Origin of the sequence: Bradyrhizobium sp. (genome assembly GCF_030693485.1) — a bacterium.
GTDB lineage: Bacteria > Pseudomonadota > Alphaproteobacteria > Rhizobiales > Xanthobacteraceae > Bradyrhizobium.
The window spans coordinates 1-21,825 of record NZ_JAUYAN010000338.1; the positions used below are offsets into that span (position 1 = coordinate 1).

The following is a 21,825-nucleotide window of genomic DNA, read 5'->3' on the forward strand; positions in this document are numbered from 1 at the left end:
GACGCATATGACCATCGTCGGACCCAAGAAAGACCCGCGTGCCGAGACCCTGCACGCCTTGGCGCGCGCGCTTCCGGCGAGATACAAGCGCCTCGAATGGCTGGACTCCCGCGAAGGCAAGCTTCCCAATCCCGACGTCGAGTATCCCGACCTCGACCAGCCCGCCGCGTTTGCCTGCAGCGCGGCGGGCAAGTGCATGGCCACCAATGCCTGCAAGGGCCAGAGCGCCTGCAAGAGCGCGTCGAACGCCTGCAAGGGCTTGAACGCCTGCAAGGGCAATGGCTTTTCGATGGCCTCGCAGAAGGAATGCGCAGCGAAGGGTGGCGTGTTCGTCAAGTCCTGATCGGATCCGGCGCAATGGGCCCGGCGGTGCCGGGCCCTCGTCTTTCGGACCGGAAAATAAAGCGGGTCGGCCGCGTAACGACAGATTATTGCGCGCGTATCTATCACCGGGTGCAGTCTGTCGGTCGGGGCCAAACCGGCTAGCGGGCGGCGCACCTTTACAATATTCCTGGAGGAGACGCCTATGAAGATGACTTCGAAATCCGGTGCTACGCTCGCGGCCGCCGCAGCCACCTTGTTCCTGGCGGGAGCGACCATGTCGACCGTTGCCTATGCGGCTGGCGAAGGCCACTGCGTGGGCGCCAACGCCTGCAAGGGCCAGAGTGCCTGTAAGGGCGCGGCGAACGCCTGCAAGGGCCAGAACGCCTGCAAGGGCAAAGGCTTCTCGTCGATGACCAAGGAAAAGTGCGCCGCGGCGAAGGGCAAGTTCACGCCCTCCTGAACCGGTCGCCATAGGGAAAGAGGCCCGGTGTGTGCCGGGCCTCAATTCCGTGATAATTTGACATGAGGGCTGGATGCACCGCCGGATTGTGCGGTGCAATTCGGGCGGAGACGACATGAACGTCGCAAGCAGAATGCCAGGCTCCTCGGCGGCAGTGCCGGCCGACGGCGCGGTTAACCCGGCCAAGCCGCCCTTCCTCGGCTTCGGACTGGGCTTGCGCGCGCAGCATTACGATGAAATCCTGAATGGCCATCCGCCGATCGACTGGTTCGAGGTCATCAGCGAAAATTACATGTTGCCGGGCGGCCAGCCGCTGCGCGTACTCGACCGGATTCGCGAGCGTTATCCGGTGGTGATGCACGGCGTATCCTTGTCGATCGCATCGACCGCGCCGCCGAATTTCGAATATTTGGGGGAATTGAAGGACCTCGCGCGCCGGGTCGAACCTAAATGGATTTCGGATCATCTGTGCTGGACCGGCGTGCACGGCAAGAACCTGCATGACCTGCTGCCGATTCCCTATACCAGCGAGTCGCTCGACCACGTCGTCAGCCGCGTCCAGCTGGTGCAGGATTATCTCGGTCGCGCCATCGTGCTCGAAAACGTATCGACCTATGTCCAGTTCAACAATTCCGAAATGACGGAATGGGAATTCCTGAGCGAGCTCTCGCGACGCTCCGGTTGCTGGCTGCTGTTCGACGTCAACAACGTCTATGTCAGCGCGTTCAACCATGGTTACGATCCGCACATGTTCCTCGAGGGCATTCCGGCGGACAGGGTCGTGCAATTTCATATGGCCGGCCACAGCCACATGGGCACCCACATCATCGATACCCACGATCATCCCGTATGCGACGACGTCTGGGACCTTTACGTGGCGGCCCTGAAGCGCTTCGGCCGCGTCTCGACCATGATCGAGCGTGACGATAACATTCCTCCGCTGGACGAACTGATCGTCGAGGTCATCAGGACCCGGGAAATTGCCGGCCGCGTGCTGCAGCCGGCCAAGGATGTTTGATGAGCGACTTCGCGCGGCAGCAAAGCGAATTCCAGCGCGGTATCCTGTCCGGCGACGACACAGTTCTGGCTGAAATTCTCGACAGCCCGAAGGAAAAGCGCGAAACGCTGTACGGCGTCTATCGCTATGCTTACGGCTCGCGCCTCATCGAAGCGATGCGCAACGAGCACGAATTGCTGCACAGCTATCTCGGCGACGAAATGTTCGACGAGATGGGCCTAGCCTATGTCGCCGCCAACCCCTCGCAGCATCCGAACCTGCGCTGGTTTTCGCACGTGCTTCCCGATTTTCTGAGATCGACGGCGCCGTACAGCGAACACCCCGAACTGTCGGAACTCGCGGCGCTTGAAAAAGCGCTGAACGATGCGTTCGATGCCAGGGAAGGACCGGTAACCTCGCTCGCGGATATGTCGGGATTCGCACCAGAAATCTGGAACGATCTCAGATTCGAGGCCCACCCGAGCACGAAACGTCTCGATCTCCTCAGCAACGCTTCCGCGATCTGGCTGGCGCTGAAGAACGATGAGACCCCGCCCGATGCGGCTGCGTTGAATGAGCCTTCGCGCCTTCTGATCTGGCGCCAGGAAACAACCCCGATGTTCCGTGAGCTGTCCGGCGAAGAGGCGATGATGTGGGACGAGGCGACCAGCGGAATCCCGTTCGGTGTGCTGTGCTCGATGCTCGCTACCCATGACGACCCCGACGGAGCCGCGGCGCGCGGGGCCGGTTATCTGCACGGCTGGATCACATCGGGAGTTCTGTCGGGCGTCTCCGCCGGCGATTAAAGAGGCCGGACACATGGGTGCCGATGCCGAACGCTACTTCATCGAACGCATGATGTGGGACGAGGTCGCGCGGCGGCTCCATGGCGGTGCGCCGGTGATTCTGCCTGTTGGAGCCGCGGCCAAGCAGCATGGATTGCATCTGCCCCTCAACACCGATCGTATCCAGGCTGAATGGCTGGCCGCCAGACTGGCCGGGCAGGTCGATGCGCTGATCTGGCCGACGGTCGCTTACGGCTATTATCCGGCGTTTGTGGAATATGCCGGCAGTTCCAGCCTGTCGGCGTCGACGTTCGAGGCGACGGTGTACGAGATCGCCGGGGAGATTATCCGCGCGGGCTGCCGGACCCTGTTTGTGCTAAACACCGGTGTCAGTACGCTGGCGCCGGTCGAACGCGCGCTGGCACGGCTCGATACCTCCAAGTTGATGCATTTGCGGATCCACGAGGGCCCGCGCTACCGCCGTGCCGCCGAACGGCTTGCCGAACAACATCATGGCAGTCATGCCGACGAACTCGAGACGTCGCTGATGCTGGCGCTTGCGCCCGAACTGGTCGATATGTCGCGCGCCGAAGCGAGCCCGGCCCTGAAGCACGAGGTGCCGGGCCGTCTGACACCGTCAGATCCGCGGTCGCCGAATTACAGCCGCTCGGGCAGCTATGGCGATCCGACACTGGCGACGCGTGCCAAGGGCGAAGTGTTGCTCAGGGCAATGCTCGATGATCTCACGCAGATCGTGCTCGGATCGATTGCGGAGAGATCGGTACCATCTGGTTCGATCCCAAGCGTGGTTCGATGAAACTCGCCCGGGGTTTTTGCTGGATCGGCCTGTCCGTCGTTTTTGCCGTCACGCTGCAAGGTGCGGGCGCGTTCCGGGCCGCCGCGCAATCGGAATTCATGCGCGGCGACCGCATGCCCTACGATGCCTTCGATCGGCTCGCCAGCATCGACATCGATGTTTCCGGCGGTGTGATCCAGGTCGGGTTTGCACCGGGCGAAATTTCATTGCCCCGGGAAAAGGTGCTGGACTGGATCAGGGCTTCGGCGAAGGCGGTCTCGGTTTACTATGGCCGGTTTCCGGTCGACTCGCTCAAACTGCTGCTGGTACCCGTCGATGGTGCGCGGGTTCGCGGCGGAACGACGTGGGCCTATCGGGGGCCTGCGATCCGCGTGCTGCTGGGTCGACAATCCCTTGAGGATGACCTGCGCCGCGATTGGGTCATGGTTCACGAGATGGTACACCTCGCCTTGCCCTATATGGACGAACGCAATGCCTGGCTGTCGGAGGGGCTGGCGGTCTATGTCGAACCGATCGCGCGGGTACAGGCCGGTGATTTGAGCGCCAGGGAAGTCTGGCAGGCCATGATGCGCGACATGCCGAAGGGCCTGCCGCAGGCAGGTGACCAAGGCCTCGACAACACCGGCAGTTGGGGCCGGAAGTACTGGGGCGGCGCGATGTTCTGCCTGCTGGCCGATGTCGAAATCCGCAAACGGACCGGCAATCGGCTGGGCCTGCAGGACGCGGTGCGCGGCGTGATCGCGGCCGGCGGCAATCACGCGCGCGACTGGACGCTGCAGCGAGTTCTCTCGACAGCCGACAGGGCCGTCGGCGCCGACGTGCTCACGCGGCTGCATGACGAGATGGGAGCCAGACCGGTGACGCCCGATCTCGCGGGGCTTTGGCGAGATCTCGGATTGAGAGCGCAGAACGGAAGCGTCGAGTTCGACGAAACCGCGCCGCTCGCCGCCATCCGCGCCGCGATTACCAAGGCCCGCGCCGATTGAGCGGCTCCGCCGGGCTCGGGACTTCCTTCCTGATCGCGGCGATTGTGCCCGGTCGTATCCTGCGCGCGATTGATCTTGTGCGTGTACCGCGCGACACTATGGCCATGACGATCCAGCGTGCGGTCCGGACGGACCATCCTTTCCTGCCCTATGTTTGGGCCGTATCGATTTATCTGTGCTCGCGGGTGGCCGTCGCACTCGGGCTGGTATTCTCGCGGAAATACCTGCCGATCACGGCGGCGGATTGGTCGGCGGGACCGTTCTGGTACCACCAGTTGCTGCAATGGGACTCGGAATGGTATTTCAAGATCGCAACCGAGGGATATCGGTATAATGGCGATCCGACCATTCAACAGAATATCGTGTTTTACCCGTTGTATCCGATGCTCGCGCGGGGTCTCGCGGCGATCAGCGGCCTGTCGCCTGCCGATGCATTGCTGCTGGTAGCGAATCTCGCGGGATTGCTGGCGGTCGTCGCGCTTTTCAAACTTGTTCGCGAGGAATTCGGCGACCAGATCGCGCTCGCCACCATCGCATTGTTAAGCTTCTTTCCGACGTCGGTTTTGCTGTCGGCCGGGTATACTGAGCCTCTGCAGTTGCTGCTGATCGTATTGTTTTTTCTGGTCTTGAAACGGGGACGCTATTTGCCGGCAGCGCTGCTGGCGGGTCTCGCCGTTGCCGACCGATCAACCGGCATCGTGTTATTGCCTGTCCTGCTCTGGGAGATGTGGCGCAATCGCGATCAGAAGCCGTTCCTTGCGCTTCTCCCGCCATGCGTCCTTCTCGCGACGTCAGGTCTCTGGCTGTTCATGATCTATCTCTGGACCCAGTTCGGAGATCCCCTGGTATTCGCAGATGTGCAGTCAGCTTTCCATCGAGAAACTACCCTGGCTGCAAGGTTGGTTGCGGCCCTCAAACTGGAACCCTTCACTCGGATGTTCCTCAACGACTGGAATCCATGGGGGCAGGACAGCTGGTTTACGTTGCTTTTCATTGTCCTGATCGCGGTTGGCTGGTTTCGGCTGCGCTCGTCCTGGACACTTTTCGCCATCGGTGTGTTGTTGCTGCCGTATCTGACACTCAGCGGCGGGCCGGCAGGCTTCGTTTCGATGGGCCGGTTCAACCTCGTTTCATTTCCCCTGTTTGTCGTGGCGGCCGATCTGTTGCTGCGGACGAAGTGGTTGCTGGCAGGCGTGATCGGGCTTCTCGGCGCGGCTCTGCTCATGAACACCGCGTTGTTCGCCCGTAGAATCTGGATTGGATGACCGTCAAGAAGACGGCGGCTTACCGTTTCTCGATCTTCGTGATGGTCTTCGTCCCGCCGGTTTCGCTGACGGAGAATGTCACCCTGTCGCCGGCGTGCAGCGTGGTCAGCATGCCGGCCTGCACCTTGAACTGCTCGGCCGCGCCGCCGGCCGCTCCGACGGTGGCGCTGTCGGTGCCGCTGGGCGCCGGTTGAATGGTGACGGTCCCGCTAATCCGATTGACGATGGTGACCGTTCCCGTGAGCGCTTCCTGCGCCGGCGCCACCGAACTGATGACCGTGAGCAGGGAAGCCGCCAATAGTGTCTGTGTCAGTCTCATCGATATCTCCCGGCTTTCGAGCATTCGGCGTTAAGCGCTGGTGACAGGATTTCGTTCCCTGGTGAACCCATTGGCCGAAAAAACGGCCGATCGCAAACGCCGCGAGGCGGATCATCGGCTAACGAGATGGCTTTTCAGCGGCGGCGGGCCAATCCAGTCCGTCATCGCCCCCGAAGGCGGCCGGCTTCGTGCTTGAGGTGCATCGGGTTGAAGGCGTCTGAAAGGCGCCAGCGGCAGCCGGGTTCCGCGCCGCATTTGAACGGCAGGGAATCCGGCAGCTGCTCAGAGATTGCTGTCGGTGATCGCCGCGTAGACCATGGTGCGCAGTTCGCGCCGGATCGGATAGGCGCTCGACGGCAGCACCTGGGTCATGAAAATGGCGATCAGTTCTTCCGCGGGGTCGATCCAGAACGATGTCGTCGCCGCCCCGCCCCAGGAATATTCGCCGGCGCTGCCCGGAATCAATGTCTGTGCCGGGTTCATCGTGACGGAGAAGCCGAGGCCGAAGCCGATGCCGTTATAGGTCGCCTCGGAGAACAGCGAGCGCGACATCGCCGGCAGGTCGACGCCGCCGGGCAGGTGATTGGACGTCATCAGCGCCAGGGTTTTCGGGCCGAGCAGCCTGACGCCGCCGAGTTCGCCGCCACCCAGCAGCGCGCGGCAGAAGGTGAGATAGTCGGCCACGGTCGAGCACAGCCCGCCACCGCCGGAAATGAAGCTCGGCGGTGACAGGAACGAACTCGTGGTCGGGTCGTCCTGCAGCGTCAGGCTGACCTTGAGATCGGTGCCTTGGGAGGTCATGCCGAGCTTCGCGTCGGCGGAGTAGCAGGCCGCGAAGCGATGTGCCTTGGCGGCGGGCACGTGAAAGTCGGTATCGGTCATCCCGAGCGGATCGAAGATGCGCTGTTTCAAGAACTGTTCGAACGGCATGCCGCTGATCTTGCCGATGAGATAGCCGACCACGTCGGTGGCGACGGAATAATTCCAGGCCTCGCCGGGGGAGAATTCCAGCGGGATCCTTGCCAAATCCTCGATCATCGACTGCAGCGTGCCTGACTTGACGACCTCGCCGATCTTCATCTCGCGGTAGGCGGCATCGACATTGGAGCGCTGCTGGAAGCCGTAGGTCAGCCCCGAGGTATGCCGCAACAAGTCGACGATCAGCATCGGCCGCGATGGCGGCCTGGCCAGGAAGGCCGGCGCGGTGCCGGCCTGGAAGACGCCGAGGTTCTTCCATTCCGGGATGTATTTGTGCACGGGTTCGTCGAGCGCGACGCGGCCTTCCTCGACCAGCATCATGAAGGCCACCGAGGTGATCGGCTTGGTCATCGAATAGATGCGGAAAATGGTGTCGTCCCTGACCGGCGCCTTGCGCTCGAGGTCGGCAAAGCCCTGCACCGCGCTGTGCACCACCTTGCCGCGGCGGTAGACCAGAAGCTGCGACCCCGGAAAGCGGCCGGCATCGATATAGCGGTGCGTCAGATGCGCATCGACGCGGTCGAAGCCGGCCTTGGACATGCCGGCGGATTCGGGTGAGGCGGGGGTGGGGGCTAGCATCGGGATCTCCGGGGCCTGTCGCGGTCAGCCTTGATAGCCGAAAAGCCTGCCCCGTTCCAACAGCCGCTGCTTGCGCCCGCTTACCCCCGGCCGGCGGCTGGTGTAGGCTTCCGCCGCAACCGCGTACCCCTCGCAGGACAGCCAGAATGCCCCAATTCAACGACACCGAACTGACCGCCGCCGTCATCAAGAGTTTCGAGGAGACGCCGGACCCGCGGGTCAAATTCCTGATGGAAGAACTGGTGAAGTCGCTGCACGAATACGTGCGCAAGACCGATCTCAGTTTCGACGAATGGGGCTACGCGATCGATTTCCTGACCCGCACCGGCCAGAAATGCAGCACGAGCCGGCAGGAGTTCATCCTGCTGTCCGACGTGCTCGGGGTGTCGATGCTGGTCGACGCCGTCAACCATCGCGAGCGCGAGGGCGCGACCGAGACCACGGTGCTGGGGCCGTTCTATGTCGGTGAACACAAGCCGATGCCGCACGGCACCGATGTCTCCCCTGATCTCCAGGGCGAACGGATGTTCGTGCAGAGCCGTGTCACCGACCTCAAGGGCAAGCCGCTGGCGGGCGTTCCGGTCGATATCTGGCACGCCGACGATGACGGCTTTTACGATTCGCAAAAGCCTGATTACGAGACCCAGGGCCCGTCATCGCGGGCGCGCTTCATCACCGACGCCGACGGCCGGTTTTTCTTCCGCACCATCCTGCCGTGCAGCTATCCGATCCCGACCGACGGCCCGGTCGGGGAAATGATCCTGCAGACCCGCCGCCATCCGATGCGGCCGGCGCATGTGCATTTCCTGGTCGATGCGCCCGGCTATGAGCCCTTGGTCACCCACGTCTTCATCGAGGGCGACAAATATCTCGATACCGACGTGGTGTTCGGGGTGAAGGACGAACTGGTCGCCAGAATCGAAAAGCGCGGCGATGCGCTGATGCCGGACGGCAAGCCGGCGCCCGCGCCATGGCATCTGATGACCTATGAGTTTCGCATGAAACCGGGCAAGGGAACGGCGCCAAAGCCGATGCTGGCGGTGGCCGAAGACGCCTGAAAATAACCCGGCCAAGTGCCTGCTTATTTATTGTGCGGCGCACACGTATTGGGCCCAACGCGAACTTTCGATGCAATATCGGGCATGCATATAAATCATGCAATTAGTCTAACTATATAAAAACATACACTTTTTATAGCTGAGCGGCTTGGCACAAAGCTTGAATAGCTTGTGACGACGCCATTGATGCCGTCCCTCGAGACCAATCATCCGAATTGTGAAACCGCCAGACCGGGGCCTCCCCGGAGCGCGCCTCCATGCGCTGACTGCGGTGACACCGGACGGACGGCCTAACCGACGCAAAGGACGCCAGCGCCCATGACGAAGCCTACCGACCAAACCTCCCGCCACGGCGTCAGCCGCCGTCAGCTCCTGAAAGCATCAGCGGGAACGGCAGCCCTGCTCGCCGCCGCCAGGCTGAATCTGCCCGCCGGCGCCTTCGCGCAGGGCGCGGGTCCGGAAGTGAAGGGCGCCAAGCTCGGCTTCATCGCGCTCAGCGATGCCGGTCCGCTGTTCGTGGCCAAGGACAAGGGCCTGTTCGCCAAGCACGGTATGCCCGACGTCGAGGTGCTGAAGCAGGCCTCGTGGGGCACCACCCGCGACAACCTCGTGCTCGGTTCGGAAGGCAACGGCATCGACGGCGCGCATATCCTGACGCCGATGCCCTACCTGATCTCCTCCGGCAAGGTGACGCAGAACAATCAACCGACACCGATGTACATCTTGGCGCGGCTCAATCTCGATGCTCAGTGCATTTCGGTCGCCAACGAATACGCCGACCTCAAGGTCGGAATCGACGTCAAGGCGTTCAAGGAAGCGCTGGAAAAGAAGAAGGCCGCCGGTAAATCGGTCAAGGCGGCGATGACGTTCCCGGGCGGCACCCACGATCTGTGGCTGCGCTACTGGCTCGCTGCCGGCGGCATCGACCCCGACAAGGACGTTGAAACCATTACGGTGCCGCCGCCGCAGATGGTCGCCAACATGAAGGTCGGCACCATGGACTGCTTCTGCGTCGGCGAGCCATGGCCGGGCCAGCTCGTGCACCAGAAGATCGGCTACACCGCCGTCAACACTGGCGAGATCTGGAACAAGCATCCGGAAAAATCCCTCGCGATGCGCTCGGCCTGGGTCGACAAGAACCCGAACGCCGCGAAAGCCATCACCATGGCGGTGCTGGAAGCCCAGCAGTGGGCCGACAAGGCCGAAAACAAGGAAGAACTCGCGACCATCATGGGCAAGCGGCAGTGGATCAATTGTCCGGTCGAGGACATTCTCGATCGCGCCAGGGGCAAGTTCGACTACGGCACCGGAAAGGTGGTCGAGAACTCACCGCATATCATGAAGTACTGGCGCGATTTCGCCTCCTATCCGTTCCAGAGTCACGATCTCTGGTTCATGACCGAGGACATCCGCTGGGGCAAATTCGAGCCCGGCTTCGATTCGAAGGCGCTGATCGCCAAGGTCAACCGCGAGGATATCTGGCGCGATGCCGCCAAGGCGCTCGGCGTCGCCGCTGCCGACATCCCGGCCACGAAGTCGCGCGGCAAGGAGACCTTCTTCGACGGCAAGGTGTTCGATCCGGAGAATCCGGCGGTGTACCTGAAGTCCCTGTCCTTCACGGGTGTCGTGGTCTGATCCTGGGGGGGCCGCACGCTTGCGTGCGGCCCGCCCATCCAACATGGAGAAACACTCCCGATGAATATGCATGCCCTGAAGACCGAACCCGATGCGGCGGTGGAAGCGGTGGTCGTTGCGACCGCCGCGGCGCCGGTTGTCGCATTGACGCCGAAGCGCGCGCCGCGCGCCGAGAAATACGCCAAGATGGCCAAGGAGACCGCGGTGCGTGTGGTGCCGCCGCTGATCGTGCTGGCGCTCGGCATGCTGTTCTGGGAGCTGGTCTGCCAGCGCGCCGGCTCGACGCTGCCACCGCCCTCGCGAGTCTTCAAGGAAACCAAGGAACTGATTTTCGATCCGTTCTTCGACCGCGGCGGCATCGACAAGGGCCTGTTCTGGCACATGTCGGCCAGCCTGCAGCGCGTCGCGCTCGGCTATTCGCTGGCGGCGGTCGCCGGCATCGCGCTCGGCACCCTGGTCGGCCAGTCGGTCTGGGCGATGCGCGGGCTCGATCCGATCTTCCAGGTGCTGCGCACCATTCCGCCGCTGGCCTGGCTGCCGCTGTCGCTGGCCGCATTCCGCGACGGCCAGCCATCGGCGATCTTCGTGATCTTCATCACCTCGATCTGGCCGATCATCATCAACACCGCGGTTGGCATCCGCAACATTCCGCAGGATTACCGCAACGTCGCAGCCGTCGTTCAGCTCAACCCGCTGGAGTTCTTCTGGAAGATCATGATCCCGGCGGCGGCGCCCTACATCTTCACCGGCCTGCGCATCGGCATCGGCCTGTCCTGGCTCGCCATCGTGGCGGCGGAAATGCTGATCGGCGGCGTCGGCATCGGCTTCTTCATCTGGGATGCCTGGAACTCGTCGCACATCAGCGAAATCATCCTCGCGCTGTTCTACGTCGGCATCATCGGGTTCGTGCTCGATCGCATCATTGCGGGCATGGCGCAGATCGTCACCCGCGGCACCGCGCTGAACTGAAGGAACATGTCCATGCACCCCTATCTGAAGCTCGACCACATCGATAAGGTCTTCACCCGCGGCAACGCCTCGACCGAGGTGTTGAAGGACATCAACCTGACGATCGACAAGGGCGAGTACGTCTCGATCATCGGACACTCCGGCTGCGGCAAGTCCACGCTGCTCAACATCGTCGCCGGCCTCACCACGACGACGATGGGCTGCGTGCTGCTGGAAAACCGTGAGGTTAACTCGCCGGGTCCGGATCGCGCGGTGGTGTTCCAGAACCACAGCCTGCTGCCCTGGCTGACGGTCTACGAAAACGTCCGGCTCGGCGTCGACAAGGTGTTCGCATCGGGCAAGACCCGTGGGGAGCGTGACGCCTGGACCATGCACAATCTCAATCTGGTGCAGATGGCGCATGCCAGGGACAAGCGTCCCTCGGAGATCTCCGGCGGCATGAAGCAGCGCGTCGGCATCGCCCGCGCGCTGGCGATGGAGCCGAAAGTGCTGCTGCTGGACGAGCCGTTCGGCGCGCTGGACGCACTGACCCGCGCCCATCTGCAGGATTCGGTGATGGCGCTGCATCAGAAGCTCGGCAACACCATCCTGATGATCACCCACGACGTTGACGAGGCGGTGCTGCTGTCGGATCGCATCGTGATGATGACCAACGGGCCGAGCGCACGAATCGGCGAAGTGCTCGATGTGCCGCTGGCGCGCCCGCGCAAGCGGCTCGAACTCGCCACCAACGCCGGCTACCTGAAATGTCGCCAGCGCGTGCTCGAATTCCTCTATGAGCGGCATCGCTTTGTCGAGGCGGCTTGATTCACAGGCATACGGCCGCGCGCAAGCCGCGGAGCAAGGACACGATGTGAGCGAACCTCTTGTGATCGTCGGCAATGGAATGGCGGCGGCGCGTCTGGTTGATGAGCTGTCGAAAGCAGCCCTTGGGCGTTATGCCATCGCGGTGATCGGAGAGGAGCCGCGTCTTGCCTATAACCGCGTGTTGCTGTCGTCGGTGCTGGCGGGCGAGACCGCCTCGCATGACATCGAATTGCAGCCGGCGTCGTGGTGGCGTGACCGCGGTGTTACGCTGAAATACGGCTGCGTCGCCACCGAGATCGACGTCGGCCGCCGCGAACTCAAGATCGAGAATGACGAGAGCATGTCGTTTTCGAAGCTTGTGCTCGCCACCGGCTCGACGCCGCTGCGGCTCAACGTGCCGGGCGCCGACCTCGCCGGCGTGCATACGTTCCGCGACAGCCGCGACGTCGATCTGCTGCTGACGCTGGCGGCGCAGAAGAAGCGCGTGGTCGTGATCGGCGGCGGATTGCTCGGGCTGGAAGCGGCGTATGGCCTCGCCAAGGCCGGTGCGCCGGTCACCCTGGTGCACCTGATGGACCGGCTGATGGAGCGACAGCTCGATGCGCCTGCGGCCGGACTCCTGAAATCGCTGGTCGAGCTCAAGGGCATCAAGATCCTGCTCAATGCCAATACCGCGCGCTTCCACGGCGAGACTTGCGTCGAGGGCGTCGAACTCACCGACGGCCGCCGGATCGATGCTGACGCGGTGATCTTCGCAGCCGGTATCCGGCCCAGCACCGCGCTGGCGAAGGAAGCCGGCATTGCCGTCAATCGCGGCATCATGGTCGACGATGTCATGCAGACCGGTGCGCCCGACATTTTTGCGCTCGGCGAATGCGCCGAGCATCGTGGCATCTGCTACGGACTGGTCGATCCGGCCTATGAGCAGGCGCGCGTGCTGGCTCGGCATCTGGCGGGCAGACCAGCGAACTATAGTGGCAGCGTGGTCGCGACCAATCTGAAGGTTTCCGGCGTCAGCGTATTTTCGGCCGGCGATTTCATGGGCGCGGATGGCAGCGAGGCCATCGTGCTCAACGATATCAGGCACGGTACCTACAAGAAGCTGGTGATATCGGCAGGCCGGCTCACCGGCGCGGTGCTGGTCGGCGATGTCGCCGACGCGCTCTGGTACCTCGAATTGATCAGGGATCGCAAACCACTCGTGGGCATTCGCAGCCAGATGATGTTCGGCCGCGCGCTCGCGCTGGCCTCGGAGGCGGCGTGATCCGGTTGCCGACATGACCGCGGTCGATCCGCGGAGTTTATCGGGCCGCGCTTCGCGCGGACCCGCTGGTTCCACCCGCACGACCTGCGCCTATTGCGGCGTCGGCTGCGGCGTCGTGGCGACGCCCGACGGCAGCGGCGGTGCGGCGATCGCGGGCGATCCCGAGCATCCCGCCAATTTCGGCCGGCTGTGCTCGAAAGGCTCGGCGCTCGGCGAAACCCTTGATCTGACGGACCGGCTGCTGCATCCGATGATCCGCTGCAGCAAGGGCAGCATGGAGCAGGTGGCCTGGAGCGACGCGCTCGACCATGTCGCGCATCGCTTCGCGCATATCGTCAAGCGCGACGGCCCGGATGCGGTCGCGTTCTATCTGTCCGGCCAGCTTCTGACCGAGGACTATTACGTCGCCAACAAGCTGATGAAGGGATTTATCGGCAGCGCCAATGTCGATACCAATTCGCGGCTGTGCATGGCGTCGTCGGTCGCCGGCCACCGCCGCGCCTTCGGCACCGACACCGTGCCCGGCTGCTATGACGATCTCGACCAGGCCGACCTGCTGGTGCTGGTCGGCTCCAACGCGGCGTGGTGCCATCCGGTGCTGTACCAGCGCATGCTCGCCAACAAGCAGAAGCGTGGCGCGCGCATCGTCGTGATCGACCCGCGCCGGACCGATACAGCTGAAGATGCCGACCTGGTTCTGGGCCTGAAGCCCGGTACCGACACCGTGTTGTTCTCCGGGCTGCTGGCGCATCTGGCCGACAACGGCGCGCTGGATTCCGGCTACATCGAACGGCACACGTCAGGTTTCGGCGAGGCGCTGGCGCGGGCGCGGGTCATCGCCGGCAGCGCCGCTGCGACCGCATTGGCGACCGGCCTTTCCGAACGCGACGTCGCGGATTTCTTCCGGCTGTTCGCCACCATGCCGCGCGTGGTGACGCTGTATTCGCAGGGCGTCAACCAGTCGGCGCAGGGCACCGACAAGGTCAATGCCATCATCAATTGCCATCTCGCCACCGGGCGAATCGGCAAGCCGGGCGCGTCGCCGTTCTCGTTGACCGGTCAACCCAATGCGATGGGCGGACGCGAGGTCGGCGGTCTCGCCAACCAGCTCGCCGCCCATATGGGCTTCACGCCGCCCGACATCGATCGCGTGCGCCGGTTCTGGAAAGCGCCGCGCATCGCCACGCATGAGGGACTGAAGGCGGTCCAGATGTTCGAGGCGATCGCGCGCGGCGAGATCAAGGCGCTGTGGGTGATGGGCACCAATCCCGCGGTGTCGCTGCCGGACGCCGACGCCGCCCGCGCCGCGCTGAAGAAGCTCGAGCTGTTCGTGGTCTCGGAGAATGTGCGTTCCAACGACACGGTGAATGCGGGCGCGCATGTGCTGCTGCCGGCGCAGGCCTGGGGCGAGAAATCCGGCACGGTGACCAATTCGGAGCGCCGCATCTCGCGGCAGCGCGCGTTTCTCGACTCGCCCGGCGAGGCCAGGCCGGACTGGTGGATCGTTGCCGAAGTGGCAAAGCGCCTCGGCTTCGGCGCGGCGTTCGATTTCAACTCGGCGGCCGACGTGTTTCGCGAACATGCTGAGTTGTCGGCGTTCGAGAACACCGGCGGCCGCGATTTCGATATCGGCGCGCTGAAGTCGCTGACGGACGAGGCGTTCGACGCTCTCGCGCCGGTGCAGTGGCCGACGCGCCTGGACTCCAGCCAGCCGCAACGGCGGTTCTTTGCCGATGGCGGGTTTTTCACTGCCGATTTCAAGGCGCGCTTCATCGCACCGGAGATCCCGGCGCTGCGCAGCGTGACCTCGGCCGCCCGGCCGTTGCGGCTCAACACCGGCCGCATCCGGGATCAGTGGCACACCATGACCCGCAGTGGCCAGAGCCCGCGGCTGGGCCAGCATCTGCCGGAGCCGTTCGTCGAGGTTCATCCCGACGACGCGCTGAAATTCGGCGTGACCGACGACAGTTTTGCGCGCGTCACCACCGATTACGGCCAATGCACGCTCAAGGTGGTCGTCAGCGAACGCCAGCAGCGCGGCATGCTGTTCGCGCCGATCCACTGGAGCGAGGCCACCGCGACCGGTTCGCGGGTCGGCGCGCTGGTGGCGCCATTCACCGATGCGTTTTCCGGCCAGCCCGAGAACAAGGCGACGCCGGTGTCGATCGCACCCTGTGAATATGTGTTCCGGGGCTTTGCGCTGTCGCGCACGCCGCTGCTCTTGCCCGATCATGCCTGGTGGGCACATGTCGCGATTCCCGGCGGCCACGGTTATCTGCTCGCCGACAATGCGGATCTTGCGGGCTGGCAATCCTGGCTGCGCTCGGCGACATCGGATGATCTCGCCGAGTACAAGGATTTCGGCGGCGGCGTTTACCGCGCCGCTTCCTTTGCCGCCGATCGGATCGAAGCCTGCCTGTTCATCGGGCCGGCGCAGGACGCCGGCGACTGGAACGTGATCAAGCAGCTGTTTGGCGCAGGCCCGCTCAACGACGACCAGCGCCGCATGCTGCTGTCGGGCAAATCGAGCGACGGCATGGCCAGCGCCGGGCCGATCGTCTGCGCCTGCTTCGGGGTCGGCCGCACCACGATCTGCGACGCCATCGCTGGCGGCGCGGGCACCGCCGCCGAGATCGGCGCGCAGCTGAAGGCCGGCACCAATTGCGGCTCGTGCATCCCGGAGATGAAGCGGTTGATCGCGCAGGCGGGTGTGGTGGATTCGAAGCAACCTCAATTGGCGGTGGCTGGCTAGTCACCGAATTGTCGTCGTCCCGACCGGGTGATCCGTTACGCCGCCAGAGTGGTTCGACGAGGACTTCCGCATCCCGTTCGTCTAAGCTGAGACTCGCGCGGCTTCTTCGACGAATGGGGCGATCTTGCAAACGAGAAAATTCGGCAGCAGCGGCCCCGACGTGTTCGTGATCGGGCAGGGCACCTGGTATATCGACCGCGGCGATCGGAAGAGCGCGGTCGCGGCGCTGCGTCGCGGCCTCGATCTTGGCATGAGCCATATCGATACCGCCGAGATGTATGGCGATGCCGAGCCGGTGGTCGCGGAGGCGATCGCCGGGCGGCGCGACGAGGTTTTCCTGGTCTCGAAGGTGCTGCCGAGCAATGCGTCGCGGCGCGGCACCGTCATCGCCTGCGAGCGTTCGCTGGCGCGGCTGAAGACCGACCGGCTCGATTGCTACTTGTTGCACTGGCGCGGATCCTATCCGCTCCAGGAAACCGTCGCGGCGTTCGGCGAACTGGTCGCCGCCGGCAAAATCCGCAGCTGGGGTGTCAGCAATTTCGACACCGACGATCTCAACGAACTGCTGGCGGTCGCAGGCAAGGACAAGATCGCCTGCAACCAGGTGCTCTATCACCTGCAGGAACGCGCCATCGAGCACGCGGTGATTCCGTGGTGCGAGCAGCACGGCGTCGCCGTGGTGGCCTATTCGCCGTTCGGTCACAATGACTTTCCGTCCGCGCGCAGCCCGGCGGGCGAATTGCTGAAAGCCATCGCCGACGCGCATGGCGCCTCGGTGCGCCAGGTCGCGCTGGCCTTTCTGACGCGTCGGCCATCGGTGCTGGCGATTCCAAAAGCCGGAACAGAGGAACATGCCGCCGACAACGCCGCCGCCGGCAAGCTTGTGCTCAGCGCCGGCGACATCGCAGCGCTCGACACCGCGTTTCCGCGTGGTCCGAAACCGCGCGGCCTGCCGATGTTGTAGCTCGGTTCCCTCATGGTGAGGAGGCGCGCTTGCGCCGTCTCCAACCATCCGGCACCGGCGGGTAATTCATCCTTCGAGACGCGCGCAAGAGCGCGCTCCTCAGGATGAGGCGAAATAGTGGACGGTCGCTGCGGCACGCGCGCGCAATCGTGCATATCGGCGTCCCGGTATCGTGCCTTGCCGTTCCCCCCTAATTGTCGTTTTTAGGGGTTCGCCCGAATCGAGAATTATTGCCTCCGAGATTGCCCGTGACACCGCCCCCCGCCGCAGCCGCAAGGCTGGACAGCGTTCCCTTGCCATTGCCCGAGAAGAAACCCGCCGCGCGCAAGGCGCCGGCGCGCGCCGATCATCCGTTCAAGGGTATCGCGCTGATCCTCGCCTCGACCGTGTTCCTCGGGGCCTCGGACGTGACGGCGAAATATCTGTCGGCGACGCTGCCATCGATCGAGATCGCCTGGATCCGGTTTTTGACGTTTGCGCTGATCATGTCGCCGGCAATGTTCCCCGGCTCGCCGCTGTTCGCCTTGCGCACCGAGCGCCTCGGCCTGCAATTGATGCGCGGCGCGGCACTGGTCGGCTCGTCGCTGTTCTTCATCTCCGGCCTGCGCTATCTGCCGATCGCCGAGGCTTCCGCTACCGGCTTCGTGGCGCCGCTGTTCGTTACCGCGCTGTCGATCGTGTTTCTTTCCGAGAAGGTCGGCCTGCGGCGCTGGCTGGCGACCGCGGTTGGGCTGATGGGCGTGCTGATCATCCTGCGGCCGGGCACCTCGGCGTTTCATGCCGCGGCGTTCTTTCCGCTGGTGTCGGCGGCGGCGTGGGCCTGCACCCTGATCCTGACGCGCATGATGAGCGGACGCGAACACGTCCTTACCACCATGACCTGGTCGTCGATCGCGGGGCTGTGCATTCTCTCGGTGCTGGTGCCGTTCGTCTGGGTCACGCCGACCTGGCACGATATCGCCTTTGGCGTTTTCATCGGCGTGGCGTCGACGGCGGGACAGTGGATCGTGGTGCTGGCGTTCCGCTATGCCGATGCCTCGGTGCTGGCGCCGTTTTCCTACACCCAGCTGCTGTGGGTCAGCCTGCTCGGCTATATGGTGTTCGGCGAAGTGCCCGACGTCTGGACCGTCACGGGCGCCGTCTTCATCGTCGGCAGCGGCCTTTACACCGCGGACCGCGAGCGGGTCAGGCGCTCGCAGCTGCTGGCGGTCGAGGGCGAGTCGTCGCCGAACGCGTGATCCCCAAGGCCAGGGCCATTCCCAAGGCCGGCCTTCCCAAAAGGCCATACCGTGCTCGGAGTGAGAATCGTCGCGTTACAAGCGTTGCGTGCCCGCAACAGTGGGGCTGAAAACAACCATTTTTCGAGCTGAATCATGGGATTCTGACGGGGGCCGTAAAAGTACGGGGAACCCTGTGCTAGCCTAGCCCGGGCAGCGCCGAAGAGCGCTGGATGACAGGGCTTTGGGGTTGGCGTTGCGTTTTCAATTGCCATTGCGGATGCGAGGCCGGCTGCGCCGAGGTGCGGCAGCCGTTTCGTATGGCTCGGTTGTGGTCGCCGCGAGCTTGGTGTCGATCCCCGCCGCGCGGGCGCAAGCGTTCACCTGGGGCGATGCCGGCAGCACCACCATTTCGACGGACTATAATCTCGGGACCAACTGGGGAACTCCGCCCGCGGGAGCGCCGCCGGTTGCCGCGGGCCAGTCAGCGATTTTCGACACGGCAGGATCGGCGGCCGTCACGGTGACGGCCGGTCCGATTGCACCTGGCGCCTGGACCTTCAACGCGAACTCGCAAAATTATGTCATCGATGGCGCGGCTGTAAATTTCAGCACCGCGGGAGCCGCCGGCGGCATCATCAACACCGCCAATGCCGGTCAGGCGATCTCGATCTCGAACAATATCAGGGAAACGATCGCCGGCGTTCGGGTGCAGCAGCTCGATAGCAGCATCCTGACGCTGTCGGGCGTCAACACCTATTCGGGCGGTACCATCATCAGCGCCGGCACGCTGCAGGTGACCAACAGCAGCTCGGTCGGCTCGGGAGCCGTGACCCTCAACGGCGGCACATTTCTGGCCGACGGACTCGGCAATCTGGCGTTCAGCAACAATTTCACGCTCAACGCACCTGCCTTCGGAAGCGCGATCGACACCAACGGCATATCGCTCACTTTCTCCGGCGTGGTCAGTGGCACGGGCGCGCTGACGGTGCTGGATACTTTCGGCGGCGGCACCCTGATCCTCACCAACACCAACACCTATGCCGGCGGCACCACCATCTGCAATTGCTCGACGCTGCAGCTCGGCACGCTCGCCACCCAGGGCAGCATCGTCGGCGCCGTTACCAACGAAGGCACCTTCGACATCGTCAATGCCAATACCGCCGGTATCACCTCGATTATCAACGGCAGCTCTATAGGTTTCGCCACGACGACTTTCTTCAACGCCAATTCGGCCAGCAGTATTGCCATCACCAACGACGCCAACGGCGCAACCGTCTTCGGTGTCGCCGCCGGGACCGACACCGCGACGGCCGGCAACGCTGTCATCACCAATAGCAATGGCGGTTCGACGGCGTTTCTGGCGATGACCACGGCCGGCCACGCCACCATCACCAACCAGTCTGGCAGCGGGACCTTCTTTGGCGATTCAAGCACCGCGGGCAACGCCAGCATCACCAACCGGCTGGGCGGTCAGACCGTATTCGGAACGGCATTTGGTACCGATACTCCGAGCGCCGGTACGGCGACCATTTCCAACGAGTTGGGCGGCATTACCGAATTCAACGCGTTCGCGACCGCATCTTCCGCCCGCATCACCAACAATGGCGGCGCCACGTTCTTCTGGGACAACGCCGACGGCGGCACCGCGCAGTTCGTCACGGTCGGTACCGGTTTTGTCGATTTCGCCGGCAGCCTCGGCCCCAATGGCGACGGCCGTATCAACGCCGGCTCGATCGCGGGGTCGGGAATCTACTACATCGGCGCTGGAAACACCCTGGTGGTCGGCGGCAATAATCTGTCGACCGAGGTCAGCGGCGTGATTGCCGATGATTGCGGCTGCTCGCCGGGACCGGGCTCGCTGGAAAAGGTCGGCACCGGCACCCTCACGCTGTCGGGCAGCAATACCTACACCGGCACGACTTTCGTGAGCGGAGGCACCTTGCTGGTGACCGGTTCGATCGCGCCGTCCTTCGGTGTCGTCGTCGATAACGGCGCGACGCTGGGCGGCACCGGCACGGTTCCGCTGACATCCCTTCTCAACGGAGCGGTGCTCGCGCCCGGTCTGCCGACCGCGCTCGGGACGCTGACCGTGAACGACGTGCTGTCGTTCTGCAATTGTACGTTCTACGACGTCAAGGTGACCTCCGGAGGCAACGACTTCACGGTGGTCGTGCCGAATTTTCTCCCGGGATTCGCCGGTCTCGACGGCACGGTGCGGGTGAGGTCTCTCGACAACACATACCGCTTCAACTCGCCCTATACGATCCTGACCGCGCAGGGCGGCTTCGATCTCGGCGGCGGCCCCACGCAGTTCAGCTCGCTGGTGGTGCCCACCGGCATCAACGGAACGCTCAGCTACACTGCGACCGATGTGAACCTGACGCTGATATCCGCGCTCGGACAGGTGACGGGATTGAACGTCAACCAGCGCAATGTGGGCAACGCGCTCGACACCGCCTTCAACACGCTTGGCAATTCCGGCAGCCTCGGCGCCATCTTCAACGGTAACATTCCGTTCAATCTCAGCCAGGTTTCCGGCGAGACCGCGACCGGAACCCAGCAGGCCACCTTCGATGCGATGAACCTGTTTCTGGGCCTGCTGACCGATCCGTTCATCGGCGGACGCGGTGGATTGAGCGGCAGCGCGGGCGCGACCCCGTTCGCCGCTGAAGGCGCGACCGCCTACGCCGCGAAGAAGTCAAACGCCGCGCGCGATGCCTTCGCCAAATTTTCGACCAAGGCCGATGTGGCGCGCAACGACGTGCTCGATCCGCGCTGGAGCGTGTGGGGCGCGGCCTATGGCGGCGGCAGCTCCACCGACGGCAATGCGGCGCTGGGATCGAACAACGCCACGGCGCGCGCGTTCGGTTTCGCCGCCGGCGCGGACTACCGGATTTCGCCGGCGACGCTGGCCGGCTTTGCGCTGGCCGGCGGCGGCACCGGTTTCGCCGTCAACGGCTTCGGTTCGGGACGTTCGGACATGTTCCAGGCCGGCGCGTTCGTGCGCCACACCATGGGCAAAGCGTATGTGACGGGGGCGCTGGCCTATGGCTGGCAGGACGTGACGACGGACCGCACCGTCACCGTTGCCGGCATCGACCGGCTGCGCGCCCAGTTCACGGCCAACGCATGGTCCGGCCGCGTCGAGGGTGGCTACCGTTTCGTCACCCCGTGGATGGGCGTCACGCCCTATGCCGCCGGACAGTTCACGACGTACAGCCTGCCGGCCTATGCCGAGCAGGTGGTGTCGGGCAGCAATGCTTTTGCGCTGAACTATGCCGCCAAAGATGTCACGGCGTCGCGCTCCGAACTCGGCATCCGCACTGACAGATCGTTCGCGATGCCGAACGGCATTTTCACGCTGCGCGGCCGCGCCGCCTGGGCGCATAATTTCAACACCGACCGCAGCATCACCCCGGTGTTCCAGACGCTGCCGGGCGCTGCTTTCGTCGTCAACGGCGCGGCGCAGGCCCGCGATGCCGCGCTGACGACGGCGTCCGCGGAGATGAAGTGGCTGAACGGCTGGTCCGCCGCCGCCACCTTCGAGGGCGAGTTCTCCCACGTCACGCGGTCCTATGCCGGCAAGGGCGTTGCGCGCTATACGTGGTGAGGGCCAGGGGCCAACCCCGGCAATAACAAGAACGCG

At 64.0% G+C, this 21,825-nt stretch carries 17 protein-coding genes and 1 pseudogene; 16 read left to right on the forward strand and 2 right to left on the reverse strand.

Going from position 1 to position 21,825, the window contains the following annotated elements; all coding sequences use genetic code 11:
- The 7 genes and pseudogenes from Q8N40_RS25040 to Q8N40_RS25070 form a co-directional block, all read left to right on the forward strand.
- A pseudogene (locus tag Q8N40_RS25040) lies at positions 1–343 on the forward strand (hypothetical protein); the annotation flags it as partial.
- 183 nt (positions 344–526) lie between these two features.
- Complete coding sequence (locus tag Q8N40_RS25045; RefSeq protein ID WP_370870869.1) at positions 527–784, forward strand: hypothetical protein; 258 nt, start codon at positions 527–529, stop codon at positions 782–784.
- 133 nt (positions 785–917) lie between these two features.
- The gene (locus tag Q8N40_RS25050; protein WP_305713732.1) at positions 918–1,802 is read left to right on the forward strand and encodes a DUF692 domain-containing protein; all 885 of its coding nucleotides are present in this window, start codon (positions 918–920) and stop codon (positions 1,800–1,802) included.
- A complete protein-coding gene (locus Q8N40_RS25055) occupies positions 1,802–2,587 on the forward strand; it encodes a DNA-binding domain-containing protein (protein WP_305713713.1) in 786 nt (261 codons plus the stop codon). The genes Q8N40_RS25050 and Q8N40_RS25055 overlap by 1 nt, the downstream gene beginning before the upstream one ends.
- Before the next feature lie 13 nt (positions 2,588–2,600).
- Positions 2,601–3,383, forward strand: a complete 783-nt coding sequence (locus Q8N40_RS25060; RefSeq protein WP_305713714.1) for a creatininase family protein — start codon at positions 2,601–2,603, stop codon at positions 3,381–3,383.
- On the forward strand, positions 3,380–4,369 hold the full coding sequence (locus tag Q8N40_RS25065) for a hypothetical protein (RefSeq protein ID WP_305713715.1): 990 nt from the start codon (positions 3,380–3,382) through the stop codon (positions 4,367–4,369). The genes Q8N40_RS25060 and Q8N40_RS25065 overlap by 4 nt, the downstream gene beginning before the upstream one ends.
- The gene (locus Q8N40_RS25070) at positions 4,366–5,634 is read left to right on the forward strand and encodes a mannosyltransferase family protein (protein WP_305713716.1); all 1,269 of its coding nucleotides are present in this window, start codon (positions 4,366–4,368) and stop codon (positions 5,632–5,634) included. The genes Q8N40_RS25065 and Q8N40_RS25070 overlap by 4 nt, the downstream gene beginning before the upstream one ends.
- A gap of 19 nt (positions 5,635–5,653) precedes the next feature.
- Here the strand turns inward: Q8N40_RS25070 and Q8N40_RS25075 are convergent, their stop codons facing one another.
- Both Q8N40_RS25075 and Q8N40_RS25080 read right to left on the reverse strand, forming a co-directional pair.
- Positions 5,654–5,953, reverse strand: a complete 300-nt coding sequence (locus Q8N40_RS25075) for a copper-binding protein (RefSeq protein WP_305320470.1) — start codon at positions 5,951–5,953, stop codon at positions 5,654–5,656.
- A gap of 282 nt (positions 5,954–6,235) precedes the next feature.
- Positions 6,236–7,510 carry a serine hydrolase gene (locus Q8N40_RS25080; RefSeq protein WP_305713717.1) on the reverse strand — a complete coding sequence of 425 codons (1,275 nt, stop codon included), beginning with the start codon at positions 7,508–7,510 and terminating at the stop codon, positions 6,236–6,238.
- 146 nt (positions 7,511–7,656) lie between these two features.
- On the opposite strand from Q8N40_RS25080, the gene Q8N40_RS25085 reads away from it, so the two are divergent.
- From Q8N40_RS25085 to Q8N40_RS25125, 9 genes are all read left to right on the forward strand, one after another.
- On the forward strand, positions 7,657–8,568 hold the full coding sequence (locus Q8N40_RS25085) for an intradiol ring-cleavage dioxygenase (RefSeq protein WP_305713718.1): 912 nt from the start codon (positions 7,657–7,659) through the stop codon (positions 8,566–8,568).
- A 318-nt stretch (positions 8,569–8,886) separates the two neighbouring features.
- Complete coding sequence (locus Q8N40_RS25090) at positions 8,887–10,203, forward strand: CmpA/NrtA family ABC transporter substrate-binding protein (RefSeq protein WP_305713719.1); 1,317 nt, start codon at positions 8,887–8,889, stop codon at positions 10,201–10,203.
- 60 nt (positions 10,204–10,263) lie between these two features.
- Positions 10,264–11,172 carry a nitrate ABC transporter permease gene (gene ntrB, locus Q8N40_RS25095; protein WP_305713720.1) on the forward strand — a complete coding sequence of 303 codons (909 nt, stop codon included), beginning with the start codon at positions 10,264–10,266 and terminating at the stop codon, positions 11,170–11,172.
- A gap of 12 nt (positions 11,173–11,184) precedes the next feature.
- On the forward strand, positions 11,185–11,979 hold the full coding sequence (locus tag Q8N40_RS25100; protein ID WP_305713721.1) for an ABC transporter ATP-binding protein: 795 nt from the start codon (positions 11,185–11,187) through the stop codon (positions 11,977–11,979).
- Between the two features lie 46 nt (positions 11,980–12,025).
- Complete coding sequence (locus Q8N40_RS25105) at positions 12,026–13,243, forward strand: NAD(P)/FAD-dependent oxidoreductase (protein ID WP_305713722.1); 1,218 nt, start codon at positions 12,026–12,028, stop codon at positions 13,241–13,243.
- Positions 13,244–13,256: 13 nt separating this feature from the next.
- The gene (locus Q8N40_RS25110) at positions 13,257–15,995 is read left to right on the forward strand and encodes a nitrate reductase (RefSeq protein WP_305713723.1); all 2,739 of its coding nucleotides are present in this window, start codon (positions 13,257–13,259) and stop codon (positions 15,993–15,995) included.
- A 124-nt stretch (positions 15,996–16,119) separates the two neighbouring features.
- Positions 16,120–16,959 (forward strand): aldo/keto reductase, encoded by an 840-nt coding sequence (locus Q8N40_RS25115; RefSeq protein ID WP_305320430.1) that lies wholly within the window; start codon positions 16,120–16,122, stop codon positions 16,957–16,959.
- Positions 16,960–17,207: 248 nt separating this feature from the next.
- Positions 17,208–18,197 carry a DMT family transporter gene (locus tag Q8N40_RS25120; RefSeq protein ID WP_305713724.1) on the forward strand — a complete coding sequence of 330 codons (990 nt, stop codon included), beginning with the start codon at positions 17,208–17,210 and terminating at the stop codon, positions 18,195–18,197.
- A gap of 328 nt (positions 18,198–18,525) precedes the next feature.
- Positions 18,526–21,789: an autotransporter domain-containing protein gene (locus tag Q8N40_RS25125; RefSeq protein WP_305713725.1), complete on the forward strand. Its 3,264-nt coding sequence runs from the start codon at positions 18,526–18,528 to the stop codon at positions 21,787–21,789.
- Positions 21,790–21,825: the final 36 nt, after the last annotated feature.

Bases quoted from the DNA above. Each gene is read 5' to 3' on its own strand.
- Q8N40_RS25050 (WP_305713732.1), top strand. From the start codon at position 918: ATGCCAGGCTCCTCGGCGGCAGTGCCGGCCGACGGCGCGGTTAACCCG.
- Q8N40_RS25055 (WP_305713713.1), top strand. From the start codon at position 1,802: ATGAGCGACTTCGCGCGGCAGCAAAGCGAATTCCAGCGCGGTATCCTG.
- Q8N40_RS25080 (WP_305713717.1), bottom strand. From the start codon at position 7,510: ATGCTAGCCCCCACCCCCGCCTCACCCGAATCCGCCGGCATGTCCAAG.
- Q8N40_RS25100 (WP_305713721.1), top strand. From the start codon at position 11,185: ATGCACCCCTATCTGAAGCTCGACCACATCGATAAGGTCTTCACCCGC.
- ntrB (WP_305713720.1), top strand. From the start codon at position 10,264: ATGAATATGCATGCCCTGAAGACCGAACCCGATGCGGCGGTGGAAGCG.
- Q8N40_RS25085 (WP_305713718.1), top strand. From the start codon at position 7,657: ATGCCCCAATTCAACGACACCGAACTGACCGCCGCCGTCATCAAGAGT.
- Q8N40_RS25045 (WP_370870869.1), top strand. From the start codon at position 527: ATGAAGATGACTTCGAAATCCGGTGCTACGCTCGCGGCCGCCGCAGCC.
- Q8N40_RS25065 (WP_305713715.1), top strand. From the start codon at position 3,380: ATGAAACTCGCCCGGGGTTTTTGCTGGATCGGCCTGTCCGTCGTTTTT.
- Q8N40_RS25060 (WP_305713714.1), top strand. From the start codon at position 2,601: ATGGGTGCCGATGCCGAACGCTACTTCATCGAACGCATGATGTGGGAC.
- Q8N40_RS25075 (WP_305320470.1), bottom strand. From the start codon at position 5,953: ATGAGACTGACACAGACACTATTGGCGGCTTCCCTGCTCACGGTCATC.
- Q8N40_RS25090 (WP_305713719.1), top strand. From the start codon at position 8,887: ATGACGAAGCCTACCGACCAAACCTCCCGCCACGGCGTCAGCCGCCGT.
- Q8N40_RS25110 (WP_305713723.1), top strand. From the start codon at position 13,257: ATGACCGCGGTCGATCCGCGGAGTTTATCGGGCCGCGCTTCGCGCGGA.